At 60.4% G+C, this 20,158-nt stretch carries 18 protein-coding genes and 1 tRNA gene; 9 read left to right on the top strand and 10 right to left on the bottom strand.

Annotated elements, in window-relative coordinates:
* Positions 1-140: 140 nt before the first annotated feature.
* The 6 genes from ACFPWW_RS02655 to ACFPWW_RS02630 all read right to left on the bottom strand — a co-directional run bounded on the left by ACFPWW_RS02655 (position 141) and on the right by ACFPWW_RS02630 (position 8,986).
* Entirely contained in the window at positions 141-1,157 is a 1,017-nt protein-coding gene (locus tag ACFPWW_RS02655) for a hypothetical protein (RefSeq protein ID WP_377310201.1), read from the bottom strand.
* A 266-nt stretch (positions 1,158-1,423) separates the two neighbouring features.
* On the bottom strand, positions 1,424-5,239 hold the full coding sequence (locus ACFPWW_RS02650; RefSeq protein ID WP_377310200.1) for a vitamin B12-dependent ribonucleotide reductase: 3,816 nt from the start codon (positions 5,237-5,239) through the stop codon (positions 1,424-1,426).
* Between the two features lie 583 nt (positions 5,240-5,822).
* A complete protein-coding gene (locus ACFPWW_RS02645) occupies positions 5,823-6,413 on the bottom strand; it encodes a hypothetical protein (RefSeq protein WP_377310198.1) in 591 nt (196 codons plus the stop codon).
* A gap of 194 nt (positions 6,414-6,607) precedes the next feature.
* A complete protein-coding gene (gene gpt, locus ACFPWW_RS02640; protein ID WP_377310196.1) occupies positions 6,608-7,105 on the bottom strand; it encodes a xanthine phosphoribosyltransferase in 498 nt (165 codons plus the stop codon).
* A gap of 167 nt (positions 7,106-7,272) precedes the next feature.
* On the bottom strand, positions 7,273-8,115 hold the full coding sequence (locus ACFPWW_RS02635; protein WP_112758650.1) for a universal stress protein: 843 nt from the start codon (positions 8,113-8,115) through the stop codon (positions 7,273-7,275).
* A gap of 103 nt (positions 8,116-8,218) precedes the next feature.
* Positions 8,219-8,986, bottom strand: coding sequence for a competence/damage-inducible protein A (locus tag ACFPWW_RS02630; protein ID WP_377310195.1), 768 nt, complete (start codon positions 8,984-8,986; stop codon positions 8,219-8,221).
* A 221-nt stretch (positions 8,987-9,207) separates the two neighbouring features.
* On the opposite strand from ACFPWW_RS02630, the gene wrbA reads away from it, so the two are divergent.
* From wrbA to ACFPWW_RS02615, 3 genes are all read left to right on the top strand, one after another.
* A complete protein-coding gene (gene wrbA / locus ACFPWW_RS02625) occupies positions 9,208-9,804 on the top strand; it encodes an NAD(P)H:quinone oxidoreductase type IV (protein ID WP_112572227.1) in 597 nt (198 codons plus the stop codon).
* 149 nt (positions 9,805-9,953) lie between these two features.
* Positions 9,954-10,039, top strand: a tRNA-Leu gene (locus ACFPWW_RS02620).
* A gap of 133 nt (positions 10,040-10,172) precedes the next feature.
* Positions 10,173-10,304, top strand: coding sequence for a hypothetical protein (locus ACFPWW_RS02615; protein WP_377310193.1), 132 nt, complete (start codon positions 10,173-10,175; stop codon positions 10,302-10,304).
* A gap of 27 nt (positions 10,305-10,331) precedes the next feature.
* On the opposite strand, the gene ACFPWW_RS02610 is transcribed toward ACFPWW_RS02615, so the two are convergent.
* Positions 10,332-10,694, bottom strand: coding sequence for a VanZ family protein (locus tag ACFPWW_RS02610; RefSeq protein ID WP_112572225.1), 363 nt, complete (start codon positions 10,692-10,694; stop codon positions 10,332-10,334).
* A 184-nt stretch (positions 10,695-10,878) separates the two neighbouring features.
* Between ACFPWW_RS02610 and ilvA the strand changes: the two genes are divergently transcribed.
* The 3 genes from ilvA to ACFPWW_RS02595 all read left to right on the top strand — a co-directional run bounded on the left by ilvA (position 10,879) and on the right by ACFPWW_RS02595 (position 14,006).
* Positions 10,879-12,129 carry a threonine ammonia-lyase gene (ilvA, locus tag ACFPWW_RS02605; RefSeq protein WP_112754257.1) on the top strand — a complete coding sequence of 417 codons (1,251 nt, stop codon included), beginning with the start codon at positions 10,879-10,881 and terminating at the stop codon, positions 12,127-12,129.
* A gap of 36 nt (positions 12,130-12,165) precedes the next feature.
* Complete coding sequence (locus ACFPWW_RS02600) at positions 12,166-12,492, top strand: HlyU family transcriptional regulator (protein WP_112704933.1); 327 nt, start codon at positions 12,166-12,168, stop codon at positions 12,490-12,492.
* A 242-nt stretch (positions 12,493-12,734) separates the two neighbouring features.
* Entirely contained in the window at positions 12,735-14,006 is a 1,272-nt protein-coding gene (locus ACFPWW_RS02595; protein ID WP_112572219.1) for a sensor domain-containing diguanylate cyclase, read from the top strand.
* A gap of 57 nt (positions 14,007-14,063) precedes the next feature.
* Here the strand turns inward: ACFPWW_RS02595 and ACFPWW_RS02590 are convergent, their stop codons facing one another.
* Positions 14,064-14,840 carry an SDR family oxidoreductase gene (locus ACFPWW_RS02590; protein ID WP_112572217.1) on the bottom strand — a complete coding sequence of 259 codons (777 nt, stop codon included), beginning with the start codon at positions 14,838-14,840 and terminating at the stop codon, positions 14,064-14,066.
* Positions 14,841-14,947: 107 nt separating this feature from the next.
* Between ACFPWW_RS02590 and ACFPWW_RS02585 the strand changes: the two genes are divergently transcribed.
* The gene (locus ACFPWW_RS02585) at positions 14,948-15,526 is read left to right on the top strand and encodes a TetR/AcrR family transcriptional regulator (RefSeq protein ID WP_113413436.1); all 579 of its coding nucleotides are present in this window, start codon (positions 14,948-14,950) and stop codon (positions 15,524-15,526) included.
* Positions 15,527-15,575: 49 nt separating this feature from the next.
* On the opposite strand, the gene ACFPWW_RS02580 is transcribed toward ACFPWW_RS02585, so the two are convergent.
* A complete protein-coding gene (locus ACFPWW_RS02580) occupies positions 15,576-16,190 on the bottom strand; it encodes an FMN-dependent NADH-azoreductase (protein ID WP_112572213.1) in 615 nt (204 codons plus the stop codon).
* Positions 16,191-16,330: 140 nt separating this feature from the next.
* On the opposite strand from ACFPWW_RS02580, the gene ACFPWW_RS02575 reads away from it, so the two are divergent.
* Positions 16,331-17,299, top strand: coding sequence for a LysR family transcriptional regulator (locus tag ACFPWW_RS02575; protein WP_377310190.1), 969 nt, complete (start codon positions 16,331-16,333; stop codon positions 17,297-17,299).
* A gap of 186 nt (positions 17,300-17,485) precedes the next feature.
* Positions 17,486-18,043: a DUF2087 domain-containing protein gene (locus ACFPWW_RS02570; protein ID WP_377310189.1), complete on the top strand. Its 558-nt coding sequence runs from the start codon at positions 17,486-17,488 to the stop codon at positions 18,041-18,043.
* A gap of 39 nt (positions 18,044-18,082) precedes the next feature.
* On the opposite strand, the gene ACFPWW_RS02565 is transcribed toward ACFPWW_RS02570, so the two are convergent.
* Positions 18,083-20,071, bottom strand: coding sequence for a bifunctional 2',3'-cyclic-nucleotide 2'-phosphodiesterase/3'-nucleotidase (locus ACFPWW_RS02565; protein WP_112572207.1), 1,989 nt, complete (start codon positions 20,069-20,071; stop codon positions 18,083-18,085).
* Between the last annotated feature and the right edge of the window lie 87 nt (positions 20,072-20,158).

Below are 20,158 nucleotides of genomic sequence, written 5' to 3'. Positions count from 1 at the left end.
CTATGACGTTTCCTTGACAGCGGTTACGAGAGAACCTAACCAAACGTCTGGACCCAGTAATTTTTAGGGGTGACGGATTGTCTGTGTGCAAGGTTTGCCGCGTTCATAAGGATGATGTTCGCCTCACTTATCTGAAATCTTCATGCCCGTGCGAGGCCGCGATGGATGAAGATTGAGTAGGTTCCGTCCTCGTGGTTCCAAATCCGGGCCACTCTTTCCTCGACGATTTCCTCGACCATATCGCTGATGACTTCGAACTTGCTCTTGTCCGTCCATCGGCCGAATTCGTCGAAAATTTCAGCGCAGGCAATTGCGAGGCGATCAAAGTATCGGTCGAACCAGGAATTGCTCAAGGCAATTGTCACCTCCGGAACGTCGTCGCGACTTCTCCCCGCATCCGCAAGTGCGCCTTGGAGATAGCAGGCGAATTTCATCAGGTTGCCAAAGGCTCCGAAGATCGGACCGACGAGCGTGTCAGCGTTGCCGCCTTCGAACCCGGCCACAAGGTTGTCGACCTTGCCGTCGATCTCTGACAGAACTTTGAGGAATGTCTGGGCATAGCCGGGCACGGGATCGTAGCCGATATCGCCGCAGATTCTGCAGGCGGAATATTCATCCCAACAAGCAGACATAACCTGCGATCGCCAGGCATCCAGATTGCTTCGATAGGAAGTCCTCAACAATTCGCCCGGAAAGCATCGATCCCACGCAGCCGTCGTTTCTACATGAGCGGACTCGTGCGCGAGAGTGTGAACAATTCCACGTTGGCGGCCTTCGTCATCATCCAGGAGCCCGTCTGCGATGTCGCCGGAAATCACGATGTGGCTTTTAAGGACATCATTGCGCAGGACCGAGGGTGTCATAGCTATGCCGGTTGCGACGTCATTCGTTCTTTCGAGCGCGAAACTCGTTTCGTAGCCACGGTCGAGTTGAGCCAGAGCATCGTCATAATCATAGGCGACGGTCACCCCATCGAGATTCGCGATATCGATAATGCGGCCAAGAGATCGCAGAGCGCCCCCGATCTCGGCACCCAATCTCTCGGCGGCGTCCTGCTCATAGCCCATGAAGCTGACGACGAAGTCTGGGCAGGTCGATGGGTTGGACCGCCAGTCGGAGGAACTCTCTTCTTGTGGAGATGCAGTATCCGCTTCCATTCATGAGCCTTTTAGAAGGTGACTCGGTTGATCCTGTTTTGTTCTGTTTGCCATTTCCAGGCGCCGAAGCGCCTGGAAATTCATGATTTTAGCGTGTCCTGATGTGGCGCGATGTCGAATCCAAGGGCGCGCCACAGGAGGTGTTGTTTTGGCTATTTTCACGGCGTTTCAAGCTACCGTGACATTTCTTAGCGACCAACATGGATCCTAACCCTGGGTCCAGTGACATTTGTTACGAACCCATTCACCTGACTTTCCCGAAGAAATCAGCTGCAGCCGCTCGTCGCGCCGCACGTGTCGCACTTCTCGCAGGTGCCGTTGCGCACCATCGTGAAGTTCTGGCACTCGCTGCACATATTGCCCGTATAGCCCTGCATGATCGAGCGGGCGCGGCGTTCGGCTTCCATCTTCTTGGCTTCCGTCTTGGCGGAGGCAGCATCGGCTGCAGCCTTGTCGGAGAAGAGGGCGGTTGCGTCGCTGCCGGTTTCTTCGAGCACTTCTTCGGCGATTTCCTCGGCCAGTTCCTTGGCGCGTTCCTCATAATCGCGCTTGAAGGCGACGATTTCGGAGGTGGAGATGGCGACAGTCGGCTCCAGCTTGCGGGCCGCCGCACCTGCAAAGGACGTTACCGAGCCGCCGGTCGAGGAGGCGCGGGCAGGGGCTGCCGTTGCCGCACCCTTCGGTTCGCCGAGCAGACGGTCGCTGCCGGTGTTGGAGACCAGCGTCGGCTTGTAGCCGCGGGTCCAGCCGGTCGAGACGAGGTTCGTCTTGCCTTCCTGGATGCCCTTGCCGAGCGCCGTGTTGGAGAAATCGGACGTATCGACATGGGCGAGATCGTGGCGGCCGAGATAGGAGACGGCGAGTTCGCGGAACACGTAGTCGAGGATCGACGTGGCGTTCTTGATCGCGTCATTGCCGATGACGATGCCGGCCGGCTCGAACTTGGTGAAGGTGAAGGCCTCCACATATTCTTCCAGCGGCACGCCATATTGCAGGCCGAGCGAGATGGCGATGGCGAAGTTGTTCATCATCGCACGGAAGGCGGCACCTTCCTTGTGCATGTCGATGAAGATCTCGCCGAGGCGGCCGTCACCGAATTCGCCGGTGCGCAGATAGACCTTGTGACCGCCGACGGCAGCCTTCTGGGTGTAGCCCTGGCGGCGGTTCGGCAGCTTTTCGCGTTCGCGCGACACGCGCTCGATCACCTTCTCGATGATCTTTTCGGTGACGGTCACGGCCTGGGCCGCGAGCGGCTGCTGGATCAGATCCTCGAGCGCATCCTCGTCGTTGTCGTCCTCGATCAGCGAGGCGTTGAGCGGCTGCGAGAGCTTGGAGCCGTCGCGGTAAAGCGCGTTTGCCTTCAGGCCGAGCTTCCAGGAGAGCATGTAGGCGTTCTTGCAATCCTCGACGGTTGCCTCGTTCGGCATGTTGATCGTCTTGGAGATTGCGCCGGAGATGAAGGGCTGGGCAGCCGCCATCATGCGGATATGGCTTTCGACCGAGAGGTAGCGCTTGCCGATCTTGCCGCACGGATTGGCGCAATCGAAGACCGGCAGATGCTCCTTCTTCAGGAAGGGTGCGCCTTCCAGCGTCATCGCGCCGCAAACGTGGATATTGGCAGCCTCGATATCCTTCTTCGAGAAGCCGATATGCTCGAGCAGGCTGAAGCTCATGTCGGTAAGCTGTTCGTCGGAGACTTTCAGCGTCGTCTTCAGGAAGTCGGCGCCGAGCGTCCACTGGTTGAAGACGAACTTGATGTCGAAGGCGCTCTTCAGCGCCGCATTGACCGCTTCCACCTTCTCGTCGGTGAAGCCCTTGGCCTTCAGCGTCGAGGGGTTGATCGCCGGTGCCTGGTTCAGGTTGCCGTGGCCGACAGCATAGGCTTCGATCTCGGCAATCTGGCTTTCGGAATAGCCGAGCGTGCGCAGCGCATCCGGAACGGCGCGGTTGATGATCTTGAAGTAGCCGCCGCCGGCGAGCTTCTTGAACTTCACCAGCGCGAAGTCAGGTTCGATGCCGGTCGTGTCGCAGTCCATGACGAGGCCGATCGTGCCGGTCGGTGCGATGACCGAGACCTGCGCGTTGCGGTAGCCGTGTTTTTCGCCGAGTTCGAGTGCCTTGTCCCAGGCCGACATCGCATGGGCTGCAAGATCCTGGTCCGGGTTTTCCGAGTGGATCAGCGCGACGGGGTTGACCGAGAGCGCCTCGTAGCCGGCGTTCTCGCCATGGGCGGCGCGGCGATGGTTGCGGATGACGCGCAGCATGTGCTCGCGGTTCGGCTCGTAATTCGGGAACGGGCCGAGTTCGGCGGCCATTTCGGCCGAAGTCGCGTAGCAGATACCGGTCATGATCGCCGTCAGCGAGCCGGCAATGGCGCGGCCTTCGGCGCTGTCATAGGGGATGCCGGTCGACATCAGCAGGCCGCCGATATTGGCGTAGCCGAGGCCGAGCGTGCGGTATTCGTAGGAAAGCTCTGCAATGCGCTTGGACGGGAACTGCGCCATCATGACCGAGATTTCGAGCACGATGGTCCACAGGCGGACAGCATGTTCGTAATCGCCGATATTGATGCGCTTGGTGGCCTTGTCCTTGAACTGCAGCAGGTTCAGCGAAGCGAGGTTGCAGGCCGTGTCGTCGAGGAACATATATTCCGAGCACGGGTTCGAGCCGCGGATCGGACCGCCGGCCGGCGACGTGTGCCAGTCGTTCATCGTCGTGTTGAAGTGGATGCCGGGATCGGCAGATGCCCAGGCGGCATAGGAAATCGTTTCCCAGAGGTCGCGGGCCTTCAGTGTCTTCATCACCCGGCCGTCCTTGCGGGCGGTCAGGTTCCAGTCGCCATCTTCCTCGACGGCGCGCAGGAAGTCGTCCTTGATCGAAACGGAATTGTTGGAGTTCTGGCCGGAAACGGTGAGATAGGCTTCCGAATCCCAGTCCGTGTCGTAGGTCTTGAACTCCATGTCCTTGTAGCCCTGGCGGGCGAACTGGATGACGCGCTGGACGTAGTTTTCCGGAACCTGATCCTTCTTGGCGGCGCGGATTTCGCGCTTGAGCGCCGGGTTCTTGGCCGGGTCGAAGCAATCGCCATTGTCGGCTTCGCAATTGACGCAGGCCTTCATGATCGCCTTCAGATGCTTGGCGACGACCTTCGAGCCGGTCACGAGAGCGGCAACCTTCTGCTCTTCCTTGACCTTCCAGTTGATATATTCCTCGATATCGGGATGGTCGATATCGACCACGACCATCTTGGCAGCGCGGCGCGTCGTGCCGCCCGACTTGATGGCGCCGGCAGCGCGGTCGCCGATCTTCAGGAAGCTCATCAGGCCGGAGGAGCGGCCGCCGCCGGAAAGCTTTTCGCCTTCGCCGCGCAGCATCGAGAAGTTGGAGCCGGTGCCGGAGCCATACTTGAAGAGGCGGGCTTCACGAACCCACAGATCCATGATGCCGCCTTCGTTGACGAGGTCGTCCTCGACCGACTGGATGAAGCAGGCATGCGGCTGCGGATGTTCGTAGGCCGACTTGGACTTGGTGATCTTGCCGGTGAAGGGATCGACATAGAAGTGGCCCTGGCCGGGGCCGTCGATGCCGTAGGCCCAGTGCAGGCCGGTGTTGAACCATTGCGGCGAGTTCGGGGCGACGCGCTGCGTGGCGAGCATGTAGGCAAGCTCGTCCTTGAACGCTGCCGCATCTTCCTCCGAAGAGAAATAGCCGCCCTTCCAGCCCCAGTAGGTCCAGGTGCCGGCAAGGCGATCGAAGACCTGGCGCGCGTCGGTTTCCGAGCCGGTCTGTTCGTCCTTCGGCAGCGCCTTCAGTGCTGCGTCGTCGGCAACGGAGCGCCACAGGAAGGAGGGGACATCGTTCTCTTCGACCTTCTTCAGGCGGGAGGGAACGCCGGCCTTGCGGAAATATTTCTGCGCCAGGACGTCGGTGGCGACCTGCGAGAACTGCGCGGGAACGTCGATGTTTTCGAGGCGGAAGACGATCGACCCGTCCGGGTTCTTGATCTCGCTCGTCGCCTTGCGGAATTCGATATCCGCATAGGCGCCCTGACCAGCCTTCGTAAACCGACGTTCGATGCGCATTTTCTCTAACCTCGTGTTGGCACCCGAAAGGGCGCAAAATTCCCTTCCGGCTACACGTTGTCCCTTCGTGCAGCCGGTGCTCGTTCCGTCTTGTGACAGGATGTCATCCGCAGATGATTTCCTGTATCTTGTGGTGAGGCTGGCTGCAAACGCTAAATATAGTGTTAACAGCTTATTTTTACCAGTCCCCGATGTTGTTTTTTGAGGCTGGAAAAAGGCGCAAAATCCCATCGGGCGTTACCGCCCCCTGACGGTGCAACACCCTGAATATGCGTTCGATTTTCCTTGGGAGAACCGGGCTCGTTACCTCCGGTTCAGTCGCCGCCGCAACATCTGGAACATTAAGTTTGAATCGACTGATTCCGTCAAGGGGTGGAATGTAACCGAATGCTAACCACAACATCTTGTGGATGCGCTTGTGGAGACTGGGGAAAGTCCGGGTAAGCCTGAAAATACAAGGGCTTGCGCCGGCGATTTGCCGCACTGGAGCGCCGAATGCCAAAAAAATCGGCTGCGGCAAAAGTTAGGATGGCTTTTGCGACGGAATTGCGCATGCCGATTCGTTCAGGGAAATCAGCACCTTCTAGAGCGCGTCGATGGCGATCGTGACCGTCGCGGTGCCGATCGGCTTTCCCTTCTCGTTGGTGACGACGAAGCTTGCCTGAGTCTCCAGAAGCTGGGTCGACTCGTCGCGCTCCGCCCGGCCGATATAAATGTCTCGCGTATCGAGGGCGAAGGTTTTCAGAAACTTGTCCTCGTCGCCCTGCCAGTAATCGTGGGTGACGACGCTCTGGCCGACATTCAGGCCGTTACAGTCGGTCACGAAGAATTCCAGGATCGTCCCCTGCGAATCGTCCTGCTTCTCCTTCAGGTAATGCGACACGGATTTCGCCATCAGCGCCTGGACCATCTGGAAGTCGCCCTGGGCGACCTCCGCCCGGTAGGTCTCGTCCAGCACCCGCAGGTCCATTTCGCTGACATCGCCGAACTTCTCGTTCTGCTCTTCGATCGCTTTGACCACGATGGCGTTTTCGGCCAAGGGCCGGACGAGCTTTTCGACATATTGGCGCACGACGCCGATATAGGCCGGCTCAGCGCCGGCGGGCGCATGCCAGACCGCGCAGCCGATGAGCCCGATGGCCATCGCCATTCGAAATTTGCCCCAGCATGCCATTGCGCTTCCCCAACCGCATTCAGCCATACTTTGCGTCCGGCCTTTGCGACCGGTAGTTGCCTGACATTATGCTAATAAAATAAAACGGATGTTACCGTCGGGCATGGGAAAGCGCTGTGGAGGTGACAAAATTTGGAACAATTTCCAATTGCATAATTGGAAATTGTCACCGAAATGCGTGTCTGAAGAATGGTTTAGCCGCGCGTGCCTTTGGCGATCGGTTCCTGGTAGGTAAAGCCCATGTCCCAGGGGAAGTAGATCCAGGTATCCTGGCTGACTTCGGTGATGAACGTATCAACCGCCGGTACGCCCTTCGGCTTGGCATAGACGCAGGCGAAATGTGCCTTCGGCAGCATGCCGCGCACCTGGGCGGCGGTCTTACCGGTATCGGTCAGATCGTCCACGACCAGCACGCCTTCGCCACCGTTTGCCGCAAGTTCCGGTGCAATGCCCTTCAGGAGCACCATGTCGCCCTGATTGACGTAGTCGTGATAGGAGGCAATGCAGACGGTTTCGATCAGGCGGATGTTCAGCTCGCGCGAGATGATCGCCGCCGGAACGAGGCCGCCGCGAGTGATGCAGACGATCGCCTTGAATTCCTGGTTGAGGCCGGCGAGTCGCCAGGCGAGTGCGCGGGCATCGCGGTGGAACTGATCCCACGAAACGGGGAAGGCTTTATCGGGAAGGGACATCGGGCTACTCCGCGGCATGAAAAAAGACACGCCGTTTGCCGGCGACCGAGCGGACATCGGCGGGCAAAACGCAAATCGCGCAGCCGGAACTGCGCGAGGGATGCCGAAGCCAATGTCATCGGTCGCCGCAATTAGCGGAATTTCGGGGCAAAAGGCAAGAGCAGCCTTCAGCGTGAAAGCAATGTGAGCGCCGTCATGGATTGCAGCAGGGTTTTCGTCGTCCCCCCGAAGATCGCCTGCCAGAGCCAGGAATGTGTGTAGGCGCCCATGACCAGAAGGTCGATGCTGTCGTCCGAAAGCCGGTTTTCGATGACATGCGAGGCGCTCCTGTCGCCGCTTGCGGCGGTCGCAAGCGTCACCTTGATGCCATGGCGGCTGAGCGTGGCTGCAATGTCGGCGCCCGCCGTCGTGGCCGATTGTGTCGCCATTTCGGCCGGATCGACCGAGAAGATCTCGACGGCTTCGGCCGCCTGCAGGATCGGCAGGGCATCGAACGTCGCGCGTGTTGCCTCCTTCGATCCGTTCCAGGCAATCAGCACGCGCCTGATCGGCTTCGGCTGGCGGATGATGTAAGGGATCATCAGCACCGGTCGGCCGCTTTCGAAAAGGAATTCGTCGACATCCACATGGCTGTCGGAGGGCCTTGCCGGATCGGCCTGGGAGGCGATCAGGAGGTCGGCGCTGCGTGCCGTTTCGATCAGCGGCACGGAGCCGTAACCCGTCGAGGTGGCAAAGGCGCGCCATTCGAAGGAAGCCCCCGCGGCCTCGGCACGGGCGCGGAAAATTCGCTCCACCTCGACGGTTTCGGAATGGGCCATGTCCTGAAGGGCCTGGACGGCGACCGGGTCGGGAATTTCCATCGGCGCCACCAGCGGCACGGCGGCGATCGTTTCGGCATGCAGGCCGATCACATGGGCGCCGCTTTCGGCTGCAATGGCAAAGGCGAAATCGGCAACAGCGCCGCTATTGTCTACCGTATCCAGGATGGCGAGAATGGTTTTGTAAGACACATCAATTCTCCTTTGCCGCTTGAAAATCGTCTTCCGCGAGGAAAGGAATGCGCCGGACCGCGCTGCGGTTCCTTGACCGGGATCAAGACCGCAGCGCTTGCCCTCACGCTTCCGCCTGCTCGTTTTCCTTCCTGCGCCTGATATCGTCGATCATGGCCCGCACATCCGCGCCGGCCGCCTCGATCACCTCCTCAGAGCGGCCGCGCACGACGATTTCGGTCGAAAATCTCTGCCCGACATAGCGCGGATAGGAGCCGATGCTGGTTTGCGGATGCGCCTTCTGGATCGCCGTCAGCGGCGTGCCGATCTCGCCCTCGCCATAGGGGCAGGCAATGGCGAGCGAAAGGACGGGCGTGCCGGTCTTGAGCGTCGGCAGCACATTGTCGACCATGGCCTGGAAGACCTGCGGAACGCCGGCCATCACATGGACATTGCCGATGATGAAGCCGGGCGCGGTGGACACGGGGTTGGCGATATGGGCAGCGCCGCGCGGCATGCGGGCCATGCGCTGGCGGGCCTCGGTGAATTCCATTTCGCGCCGCCTGTACATGTCGGCAAGCAGCGCCATCGCCGCGGCATCGTGCTCGCAGGGAACGCCGAAGGCCTTCGAGACCGCGTCGGCGGTAATGTCGTCATGCGTCGGCCCGATGCCGCCGGACGTGAAGACATAGTCGTATTTGCCGCGAAGCGCGTTCAGCGCCTCCACGATCGCATCCTCCTCGTCGGCGACGATGCGAACCTCCTTCAGGTCGATGCCCGAGATCGTCAGCATATCGGCGAGATGGCCGATATTCCTGTCCTTGGTGCGGCCGGAAAGAAGCTCGTCGCCGATGGCAAGCATGGCGGCGGTAACGACAGTCTCATTGCTCATGGGGATATTTCCGTGGTGTGAAGCTTGGAAATAGGTAGCGCCGTTTGGCCGCTTTGCAAACGGCAAAGCGGAGAGCCCGTTCAAACGAAAACGAAACGGCAAGTGAAATTTCGTCTACAGGCGGTGAACAGTGAGTTCTTGGCGGCGGGACTATGTTGGGCCGGATGCCCTGCTAGAAGGGTCGGACCCGCGAATTCAATCAATCCTTGATGGAGATCACTATGGCGAAGGTTCTCGTCCTCTACTATTCGGCTTATGGCCACATCGAAACCATGGCTTATGCCGTAGCCGAAGGCGCGAAGTCCGCCGGCGCAGACGTCACCGTCAAGCGCGTTCCGGAACTGGTTTCGGAAGAAGTCGCCAAGGCTTCCTACTACAAGCTCGATCAGGCAGCCCCGATCGCAACCGTCGACGAACTGCCCGACTACGATGCGATCATCGTCGGTGCCGGCACGCGCTTCGGCACGGTCGCTTCCCAGATGCGCAATTTCTGGGACCAGACCGGCGGCCTGTGGTTTACCGGCAAGCTCGTCGGCAAGGTCGGCTCGATGTTCACCTCGTCGGCCACGCAGCACGGCGGCCAGGAATCGACGATCCTCGGCTTCGTGCCCACCTTCCTGCATCATGGCATGGCCTATGTCGGCCTTCCCTATGCTTTCCAGGGCCAGATGGGTACGGAAGAAGTCAAGGGCGGCTCGCCCTACGGCGCATCCACCATCACCAACGGCGACGGCTCGCGCCAGCCGTCGGCAATCGAACTCGAAGCTGCGAAGTATCAGGGCGCCCACGTCGCCAAGATTGCCGCAAAGCTCGGCTGAGCCTGGCCAAAATCCATTTCGTGAAACGGCGGTCTTCGAGGCCGCCGTTTTGTTTTTGCGGTTGGGCGCCGGCCCGTTTGTCGAGCACCCGCAGAGCCGCGCAAACATTTTCTTGACGAATCCACCTAAGTCGTTGATCTGGACGGCGCGCGAGCGTGGCGAAACTGGTAGACGCAAGGGACTTAAAATCCCTCGGCCTTAGGCTATACGGGTTCGATCCCCGTCGCTCGCACCATCTTCATAAACGTGTTCGAATGTGCTTGTATAATGTGGATAAACCATAGGCAGCGCTTGTCTATGGCGCCGGTGCTGCAAAAAATGTAGGCACTGCGCGGTTGAGTAAGTGTTGTCTTAGTGGGAGTAAGACGATGGTTTACGACTGGGATGGAGCAAGAACGCGACGCATCAGGCTCTTCAAGATGAGCGCCTTCCTGCTCTTGGCAACCGCTGCCGCAGCGGTGCCGCTCTTCTTCTGGGCCTTGCAGATACGCGGGTTGTGACGTCCCCGCCCGTAGGCAAGGTGCGCGCTAGGCGGCGGCATCCGCCCCGGTTTTCGCCTCGCGCCACTTGTTGAAGGCCCAGCCGGCGACCAGTCCGAGTGCCGCGCCCGCCGCCTTGACGCCTGCATCGTGAAGTCGCGCATGCCGCGTCGGCGAAAGGTACTGCAGATATTCGATCGCGACCGCGCCGAAGACCAGCAGCAGGGCAACCGTCTTCCAATGTTTCGGATAGGCAAGGGCAAAAGCCAGACCGGCCGCCAGATAGGCCGCGGCACGGTCGATATCGGGTGTCTCGATCGTATGCGGCCGCATTTCGATCGGCGAAACCGTCACGAACAGGATGAAGGCGAGAAGAAGCCACGCCAGCGGCTTTGCGATCTTGGATGTCATCTTCCCGTCATATTAGCAATTGCTGTGCGCCATCAAGTTAAAAGCCGTCCACGTGACCGCAATTCGGGGACGCGCTTAAGGAAGCCTTTCACAGAGCGAACCGCAAAGGGTGTAATCGGGCTTCTTTCCGCTGGCTGCCTGTGTCATAGCGGCGTCTGGATTTTTGAAGAATGGACGAACGCCCGTGACAAGACACGATGTCGAAGGCGCCGAAGAGGCCATGCGCAGCCTTTTCCCCGCCACGCCGCTGCAGCTCAACGACCACCTTTCCGCCCGCTACGGCGCCGATATCTGGCTGAAGCGCGAGGATCTTTCGCCGGTGCGTTCCTACAAGATCCGCGGCGCCTTCAATTTCTTCCGCAAGGCGATCGCCGAGGGAGCCGGCGGCAAGACCTTCGTCTGCGCTTCCGCCGGCAACCATGCACAGGGTTTTGCCTTTGTCTGCCGCCATTTCGGCGTTCCGGGCGTCGTCTTCATGCCGGTCACGACACCGCAGCAGAAGATCGACAAGACCCGCATGTTCGGGGCCGGTTTCATCACGATCGAACTTGTCGGCGATTTCTTCGACCAGTGCTACCAGGCCGCCCGCGATCATGTGGACGCGATCGGCGGCGTCATGGTGCCGCCCTTCGATCATGCCGATATTATCGAGGGCCAGGCGACGGTTGCCGCCGAAATCATGCAGCAGCTTCCCGAGGGCACGGTGCCTGACATGGTCGTCCTGCCGGTCGGCGGCGGCGGCCTTGCCGCCGGCATCACCGGCTATCTCGACGGCGTCGTCGCAAAATCCGATTTCGTCTTCGCCGAGCCTGCCGGCGCGCCGAGCCTGCGCCGCAGCATCGAGGCAGGGCAGGTGGTCACGCTTGCCAAGGTCGACAACTTCGTCGATGGCGCGGCGGTCGCCCGCATCGGCGACCTCAATTTCGCGGCGCTGAAGGCGTTTTCGCCCGATCAGGTCAGGCTGATGCCGGAAAACGCCATCTGCGTCACTATCCAGGAAATGCTGAACGTCGAAGGCGTGGTGCTGGAGCCGGCCGGCGCCCTGTCGCTGACGGCGATCGCCGCCATGGATCGCGAGGCCATCAAAGGCAAGACGATCGTCGCCGTCGTCTCGGGCGGCAATTTCGATTTCGAGCGGTTGCCTGATGTCAAGGAAAGGGCCATGCGTCATGCCGGCCTGAAGAAATATTTCATCCTGCGCCTTGCCCAGCGCCCCGGGGCGCTGCGCGATTTCCTCAATCTTCTCGGGCCGCATGACGATATCGCCCGCTTCGAGTACCTGAAGAAATCGGCGCGCAATTTCGGTTCGATCCTGATCGGCATAGAAACGACGGCGCCGGAGAACTTCGCGACGCTGGTCGCCAATTTCGAAAAGGCGGGCATGGGCTTCGAGGACATTACCGAAAACGAGATCCTCGCAAATCTGATCATTTGACTTTGCGTCAACGGTACTGCGTGCTAAAGGCGGATCATGGCTTCGTTTTTGTCAAATATTCTCTCGGTTTTCTCTGGCGGTAAATCCTCCGGTGAGGCGGCTGCCGGGCCTTCCGGCGAGCCGCAGCTCTATGGCGATTGCACCATCTATGCCGAGCCGCAGAAGGAAGGCAGCCAGTACCGCCTGGCCGGCCGCATCGAAAAGAAGGTTGGCGAGGACGTTCTGGTGCGCAAGTTCATTCGCGCCGATCTCTTCTCCTCCTCCGATGACGCGATCGAATGCACGGTGCGCAAGGCGCAGCAGATCATCGATCAGCACGGCCCCTCTCTTTTCAGCGATGGCGAGAAGCTACGGCAGGTCTGAGCGCCCGTTAGCCGGGAAAGCCTCGTTCGGACTGGCATTTCCCGTTGTTTTTCAAAACTATGACAGTATTTTCCTAGTGGAAACCGCTGCTTTGCTCACCTAATCTTAAAGGATTGTGGTGAAGGTGGCGCCTGCAGGTTTTGCAGGGCGCCGCTTGTGTTTGAGCTTTCCGGACGATTGACCAGAAGATCCGCCGCTGCGGCCACGGCTTTCTCGTGCGGTTCTGTCGGCGGCGGAGAGTGGTGATGGAACTCTTCAACACCGCGCTCTTCATCATCGAGGCTGTCGGTTATTTCGTGCTGATGGTCAGTCTCCTGCATTTTCGCCAGCGCCTCGGATTGGGCGTCTTCCTGACCGCGCTCGGCGTCATGCATTTCATGGAGACCTACCTTGCTGCGGTCTTCTATGTCTCGCTGCCCTTCGGGGATGTCTCGCCAGGGTCTTCGATCTTCTTTTCCGGCAAGCTGATGATGATCCTCATGCTGTATCTGCAGGAGGATGCGGCGACCGTCCGCCAGCCGATCTACGGCCTGTTTCTCGGCAATCTCCTGACCGTCTCCATTGCCTGGGTGCTGCAATTGCACCAGCCGCTGGAATTGACGCCCGGCCATCCTGCAGACGTCAATTTCCTCAAGGATATGGGCTGGCTGATGGTCTGGGGCACGGCAATCCTCTATCTCGATTCGCTCGGCATCATCCTGCTTTACGAGAAACTGGGCGACTTCATGCGCCGGCGCGTCGTGCTGCGCTTCATGATCTCCGGCCTTGTGCTTCTGACCTTCGATCAGATCTGCTTCTTCAGCGGCCTGCACTATTTCATGGGCGTTCCGATGGCCGCCTTCTGGGCGGGGTGGAAAGCCAAAATGCTGGCCGTCTGCCTCTATTCCCTGATGTTTGCCGTCTATGAATACCAAGTCCGCCGGGCCGGCGCTGCCGCTTCGGCCCGCTCGATCGGCGATCTCTTCGGCGATCTGACATTCCGCGAGCGTTATAACGATCTGCTGGAGCGCACGGGGCGCGATATGCTGACCGGCGTCTACGACCGCAGCCGCATGGAGCTGGAAGCGCCGCTGATGGTGCGCGAGGCGCTGCGGCAGGGGCAGTATGTGACCGTCCTCATCATCGATGCCGACCATTTCAAGGACGTCAATGACGGCTTCGGCCACCTGCAGGGCGACGAAGTTCTGAAGGCCATCGCCAGCAGGCTCGGAACGACGCTGCGCTCCAGCGATCGTATCTTCCGCTTCGGCGGCGAAGAGTTCGTCGCCGTCTGTCCCGGTACGGGCCATGAGGAAGGCCTGCTGCTGGCGGAGCGCCTGCGCTGGACGATCGTGACCAGCGTGAAGACGCCCGATGAGGCATCGGTATCCGTGAGCATAGGCGTTGCGACTGCCGATGAAGACGGCGCCAGCTTCACCACCGTCCTGTCTGCCGCCGACAGCCGGCTCTACGACGCAAAAAAGAGCGGCCGCAACTGTGTCGTCGGCCGCTCCGGCTTGGTAAAGGTCAGCTAAGGCAATTCCGGCAATAGCCCGAAATTGTCTGAGCGAAATGCCGCCTGTCCGGCGCGCTCAGGCGGCTCGGAAGATCTTGGCGCCGGAGGGAGCGCTCGTCATGCCGCCGTCGACGGTGATCTCGATTCCCGTGACATTGCTGGAATCGTCAGAGGCGAGATAAAGCGCAGCCTTCGCGATCTCGTCCGCTTCGCTCATGCGGCCGAGCGCGCTCATGTTGCCGAGCTTTTCTTCGAGCGCCGTCATCGCATCCTGCGTCTGCGCATAAGGAGACCAGATCGGCGTGCGCGTACCGCCAGGCGTCACCTGGTTGACCCGGATGCCGCGCGGGGCAAGCTCGGAGGCGAGGTTGCGGGTCATCGAGCGCACGGCGCCCTTCGTGGCGGCATAGGCCGACCAGCCCGGCGCACCGAGGACGGCATGCACGGAACCGTTGAGAATGACCGAAGCGCCGTCGTTCAGATGCGGCAGCGCCGACTGGACCGTGAAGAAGACCGAGGTCAGGTTGGTGCTGATGATCTTCTCGAACTGTTCCAGCGAGGTCTGGCCGAGAGGTGTGGCGCCACCGATGCCGGCATTGGCAAAGACGATGTCGAACTTGCCCGTCTTCGACGCGGCCTCGGCGAAGGCCTTCTCGGCCGCCGCAACGTCGGTGAGGTCGATCTTCAGCGCCAGCACATTGCCGCCGAGCGCCTTTTCGGCTGCTGCGAGCGTTTCCGGGTTACGGCCGGTGATGATTACCTTCGCGCCTTCGGCAACGAAAACCTTGGCGGTGGCAAGCCCGATACCGCTGTTGCCGCCGGTGATGAGCGCGACCTTGTTCTTGAGACGCATGGGAATGGCTCCTATTGGAAAATCTCTCGATCTGGATTATGATCGATATCTAGAAGGATTATGATTGTAATCCACATAAGTCAAGTCGTATTGCCGGGAGATTTTCGATGGGCCATTCGCAACTGGAAAAGCAGAGGACGCACGACAGGATCGTTGAGATCGCTTCCAGGCGTCTGCGGGAGAAGGGGCTTGAGGGTATCGGTGTCGCCGACCTGATGAAGGAGGCGGGCCTGACGGTTGGCGGCTTCTACAAGCATTTCGCTTCGCGCGACGACATGGTGGCCGAAGCCATGAAGCTCGCCTTCGGGTCATGGGAGGCGACGGTGCGTTCGCAGGGCCGCGCACCGGCCGACATTCCGATGGCGGAATATTCGGCCAATTATCTGAGCGAGGATCATCGCAACGACGTGAGCGGCGGCTGCCCCTTTGCCGCGCTGACCGCCGATCTTGCCCGCAGCGGCGAGAAGTGCCGCTCGCTTGCGACGCAGCAGCTGAAAACCAATCTCGGGAACATGACGGGCCGCATGGCGGCGGCCGATGAGGCTGAAGCGCGCCGCAAGGCCATCATCGCCTCGTGCCTGATGACGGGCGCAGTCGGCCTTGCACGCATTGCCGACGACGAAAAGCTTTCCGAAGAAATCCTGGAAACGGTCCGGTCCTTCGTCGTTGACCTCGCGGCAAAATGAAAGGCCGGCATTGCGCCGGCCCCTCGAGTGGAACTTCTGAATTTGTCGATCAGGCAGCCAGAGCAAGTTCCTCGACGCGCGACTTGGCAGCGCCGATGGCCTTTTCTGCTGCTTCCGGGCCGAAGGCCAGGCCTTCGACATAGATGGTTTCGATGTCGGTGATGCCGAGGAAGCCGAGAACGGACTTCAGGTAGGGAACGGCATGGTTCATGCCGGCAGCCGGGCCCTGCGAATAGACGCCGCCCGAGGCGAGAACGACATAGACCTTCTTGCCGGTGGCAAGGCCGACCGGGCCGCTTTCGGTATACTTGAAGGTCAGGCCGGCGCGGGCCACATTGTCGATCCAGGTCTTCAGCGAAGAATAGATGTTGAAGTTGATGAGCCCGGTGCCGATCACGATGCTGTCGGCTGCGAGCAGTTCATTGACCAGTTCGTCGGAAGTCTTGACGGCGGCAGCTTCCTCGGCCGTGCGGGCTTCCGGCGGCTTGCGGATGGCGGCGGTGAACAGGTCGTCGATATGCGGCAGCGGATTGACGGCAAGGTCGCGGCGAACGATCGTGCTGCCCGGGTTCTGGGCCTTGAGCTTGTCGGCGAGTTCCACGGCGATCGACGTGGAAAGGGATTCCGAACGCGGGCTGGACGTCAGCAGAAGAATGGAAGACATGGTTGGATTTCCTCTCGAATTGGGTTTCAGCGGCCGTTGGGAGCGGCAGGCCGCTGTGTTCGAAAGAAGAAATAAGGCTGGCCTGATATCCAAAAAACTGGGATAATGTCGATCAAAATTATCGATGGATTGGATGGAAGATGCTTCCCAACCCGACACTGGATCAATTGCAGGTTTTTCTGACGGTTGCCGAAACCGGCAGCTTTTCGGCGGCGTCGCGCGTGCTGAACCGCGCGCAATCGGTCATCAGCTATACGATCGCCAACCTGGAAGCGCAGCTGGAAGTACCGCTGTTCGAGCGCTCCGGCGCCCGCCAGCCGAAGCTGACCGATGCCGGCAAGGCGATGCTGGAAGATGCCCGCCGGCTGGTGGCCGATCTCGAAGTCATGCGTGCCCGCGTCAAAAGCATGAAACAGGGGCTCGAAGCCGAGCTTTCTCTGGCAATCAGCGTCATGGTGCCGGCCAATGCCGTGATGATGGAATTGCGTGAGTTCCGCGAAAAATTCCCCGGCGTTGCGCTGAACCTCAATGTCGGCGAACTCGGCATGGTCATGGATATGGTCTTGAACGGCAAGGCCGATATCGGCATCGGCGGCGCGCTTCTGCGGCAGGAGGATTCTCTGGTGGCCGAAAAGATCGGCTATTCGTTCATGGTGCCCGTGGTAGCGCGCGACCATCCGCTGGCAGCCATCGGCCGCCCGCTGACGCTGGCCGATGTGCGCGAAGAGATCCAGCTCGTGGTCTCGGATGCCTCCGGGCTGAGCAAGGGGCGCGATTTCAACGTCCTGTCCTACAGGACATGGCGCGTCAGCGACATGGCGACCAAGCACCAGCTCATCAAGGGCGGTCTCGGCTGGGGCGGCCTGCCGGTTTCGGTCGTCGGCGACGACATCATGAAGGGCAATCTGGTTGCCATCAAACTTGAGGCTTACGAGCAGGGCGAATACCCGATCTACGCCATGCGCAAGGCGGCCAATCCGCCAGGCCCTGCCGGCCAGTGGCTGATCGAGGCGTTTCGCCGGCGGCTGTCCATGTGCCCGAGCCATGGCGAAATGATCAACATGCTCGGCATAGACGGGCTGCACTCCGTTGCCGAGGCTGCCGAATAGCTGCGCAGTTGACGCTTTTCCGGCCTTTGTTATAACGGCGTCACGGTCAGCAGTTCACCGAGGCGTCGCCGTCCCGCAAGGGAAGCTAAACCTGCTTTAAAGAGATCATCAGCACGTATCCTGTGCCGAAGTCGAAAGCCGGCGACCATCGACACCTTCTTGGGAACGGCGCGTTGAGGATGAGACGTGACCAGATCTATCTTTCCAATGGAAATCGCCGATCTCTCGGCCTTTGCCAAATCGCTGCGCAAGCAGATCGAAGCGCTCGCCGACAAGCCGAGCCATGTCGAGATGCTCAATCTGCTTGCCCGCGCGGCGGGTTATCGCAACTACCAGCATTTCCGCAGCCTGGCGCAGTCCGCCAGGGTCCTGCAGGACTGGAACCTGAAACTGGATCCTGAGCCTTTGCCGGATGAAGAGCGCGTACTGAAGGCGTCGCGCCATTTCGACGGCCGCGGTCGGCTGGTCCGCTGGCCGGGCAGGAGGGGGCTGCAGGAGCTTTGCCTATGGTTTCTGTGGTCGAAAATAGCGGCGAATGCGGAACTGACCGAGCGCGAAATCAGCGACTTGCTGAGCCGCCTGCATCTCTTCGGCGATGCGGCGCTGCTGCGCCGCGAGCTTTTCGATTTCGGGCTTGTCCACCGCACGAGGGACGGCCGGCAATATCGCCGGATCGAAAGGAAACCGCCTGCTGAACTTGGCCCGCTTCTTCGTCGCATCGAAGCCGAGGCGGAAACGGCCTGAGCAGAAGGGGCGCGGTCGAAGAGACCGCGCCCCTGGCCGTTAGAGAACCAGCCTGAACTTCGTAAAGCCCTCGGTGCCTTCGCCGGCATCTTCGATTTTCACGCTCTTGACGTCGGCCAGATATTGCTTGGCTTTCGGGCCGCTTTCGAAAACGACGGTCGTGCCGGGCAGGGGCTTGAAGGTCCAGTTGCCATCGGCGGACGGATTGATCGTGCCCTGATCGTGGACGTAGCGGACGATGACGTCCCGGTTGGTGTCGGGCGCCTGGAAGATCACCTTGTCGGAGGCGATATCCGGGAAGCTGCCGCCGCCGCCGGCGCGGTAATTGTTGGAAACCACGACGAATTTCTGCGCCGGATCGATCGGCTTGCCCTCGAAGGCAAGGTTCTGGATCCGGTTGGAGTCCGGATTGACCGCCTTGCCCGACGAATCGTATTTCGCCGGCTGCGACAGGTCGATCTGATAGGTCACGCCATCGATCACGTCGAAATTGTAGGAGGGGAAATCGGTGTTGAGGAGGGGCGCGTCCTTGGCGCCGGGCTCGATGTGGTTGAACATGCCGGCCGACATTTCCAGCCAGTTCTTGACCTGCGCGCCGGTGATGGCGACGGCCTGAACCGTGTTCGGATAAAGGTAGAGGTCGGCGACGTTCTTGATGGCGATATCGCCGGCCGGGACGTCGGTATAGTAGTCCGCGCCGCCACGCCCGCCCGCCTTGAAGGGAGCGGCGGCGGAAAGAACCGGCAGGTCCTTGAACTGGGTATCGGCCAGCATCTGCTTGATGTACCAGGTCTGCGCCTGCGAGACGATCTGCACGGAGGGATCGTCGGCCACCAGCGCGAAGTAGGAATAGAGCGGCGCCGAAGTCTTGCCGACAGGCGTGCGTACATAGGCAAGCGTTGCCTCATGCTCTGCCTTGGCGGCTTCCACCACTTCCTTCTTGTCGGCAACGTCGGCAACGACCTTCTTCTTGTCGTCGCGATGGTAGATCGGCCGCGCTTCGGACGTGAAATCGACGATTTTCCAGCTGTTGCCGTCCTTTTCCAGGAGCAGGTCGATCAGCCCGAGATGCGAGCCCCAGAAGCCGGCCATGACGGCGGGCTTGCCATGCAGCGTGCCCTTGACCGGATCGGCATTGGCGATGCCGTCCCAGGTCTTGGGACCGGGGAAGACGAGATGCTGGTGGCCGGTAAAGATGGCGTCGATGCCCTCGACGGCGGCCAGATGCAGCGAAGCGTTCTCCATCTTCTCGGACGGTGCTGCGCCGTCGATGCCGGAGTGGGAGAGCGCGATGACGATATCGGCGCCGGCTTCCTTCATCGCCGGCACCCAGGCCTTGGCGGCCTCGACGATATCGCGGGTCTGCGCCTTGCCTTCGAGATTCTTGATGTCCCACAGCATGATCTGCGGCGGCACGAAGCCGATGAAGCCGATCTTGACCGGGCTTTCGTTGCCGGCGCCATCCTTGATCTGCTTTTCGACGATGATGTAGGGCTTGAAGAACAGCTCGTCCTGCTTCGGATCGGAGGCGAGCTGGCCCTTGGTCAGATTGGCGCAGACGAAGGGGAAGTTCGCGCCGTTCAGCACCTTGAACATGAAGTCCAGGCCATAGTTGAACTCATGGTTCCCGAGCGTGCCGACCGTATAGCCGAGCGTGTTCATCGCCTTGATGACCGGATGCACGTCGCCATCCTTCATGCCGTGCTGATAGGCCATGTAGTCGCCCATCGGATTGCCCTGCAGCACGTCGCCATTGTCGATCAGCAGCGAGTTGACGGCTTCTGCGCGGATCGTATCGATGATCGTTGCCGTCCGCGACAGGCCCATCGTGTCGTTCGGCTTGTCGGCATAATAATCGTAAGGGAAGACGTTGACGTGAATGTCGGTCGTTTCCATGAGCCTCAGATGCGCCTGGTTTGCCGCAGCGCGGGCGCTGAACGGATGCAGCAATATGAGAGCGGAAGTGGCGGCAAGGCCGCCGAGCAGGGAACGGCGGCTCATCGCAGGCGCATCGAAAATGGAAGACATGGAAACACTCCTTTTGACATCATGCATCATCCGGTTCGACGAACTTAGGATGATTGGCAAAGGAGTACATCCCGAAAATGACAGAAC

It is taken from the genome of Rhizobium sp. GCM10022189, assembly GCF_042656325.1.
Lineage (GTDB): Bacteria > Pseudomonadota > Alphaproteobacteria > Rhizobiales > Rhizobiaceae > Rhizobium.
This window is presented reverse-complemented; position numbering and strand designations above follow the sequence as displayed.

What these genes read in the sequence shown, in the direction of transcription:
- ACFPWW_RS02565 (WP_112572207.1), bottom strand. Translation starts at nt 20,071, where the DNA reads ATGTCTTCCATTTTCGATGCGCCTGCGATGAGCCGCCGTTCCCTGCTC.
- wrbA (WP_112572227.1), top strand. Translation starts at nt 9,208, where the DNA reads ATGGCGAAGGTTCTCGTCCTCTACTATTCGGCTTATGGCCACATCGAA.
- ACFPWW_RS02585 (WP_113413436.1), top strand. Translation starts at nt 14,948, where the DNA reads ATGGGCCATTCGCAACTGGAAAAGCAGAGGACGCACGACAGGATCGTT.
- ACFPWW_RS02610 (WP_112572225.1), bottom strand. Translation starts at nt 10,694, where the DNA reads ATGACATCCAAGATCGCAAAGCCGCTGGCGTGGCTTCTTCTCGCCTTC.
- ACFPWW_RS02590 (WP_112572217.1), bottom strand. Translation starts at nt 14,840, where the DNA reads ATGCGTCTCAAGAACAAGGTCGCGCTCATCACCGGCGGCAACAGCGGT.
- ACFPWW_RS02575 (WP_377310190.1), top strand. Translation starts at nt 16,331, where the DNA reads ATGCTTCCCAACCCGACACTGGATCAATTGCAGGTTTTTCTGACGGTT.
- ACFPWW_RS02645 (WP_377310198.1), bottom strand. Translation starts at nt 6,413, where the DNA reads ATGGCATGCTGGGGCAAATTTCGAATGGCGATGGCCATCGGGCTCATC.
- ACFPWW_RS02630 (WP_377310195.1), bottom strand. Translation starts at nt 8,986, where the DNA reads ATGAGCAATGAGACTGTCGTTACCGCCGCCATGCTTGCCATCGGCGAC.
- ACFPWW_RS02600 (WP_112704933.1), top strand. Translation starts at nt 12,166, where the DNA reads ATGGCTTCGTTTTTGTCAAATATTCTCTCGGTTTTCTCTGGCGGTAAA.
- ACFPWW_RS02615 (WP_377310193.1), top strand. Translation starts at nt 10,173, where the DNA reads ATGGTTTACGACTGGGATGGAGCAAGAACGCGACGCATCAGGCTCTTC.
- ACFPWW_RS02655 (WP_377310201.1), bottom strand. Translation starts at nt 1,157, where the DNA reads ATGGAAGCGGATACTGCATCTCCACAAGAAGAGAGTTCCTCCGACTGG.
- ACFPWW_RS02650 (WP_377310200.1), bottom strand. Translation starts at nt 5,239, where the DNA reads ATGCGCATCGAACGTCGGTTTACGAAGGCTGGTCAGGGCGCCTATGCG.
- gpt (WP_377310196.1), bottom strand. Translation starts at nt 7,105, where the DNA reads ATGTCCCTTCCCGATAAAGCCTTCCCCGTTTCGTGGGATCAGTTCCAC.
- ACFPWW_RS02580 (WP_112572213.1), bottom strand. Translation starts at nt 16,190, where the DNA reads ATGTCTTCCATTCTTCTGCTGACGTCCAGCCCGCGTTCGGAATCCCTT.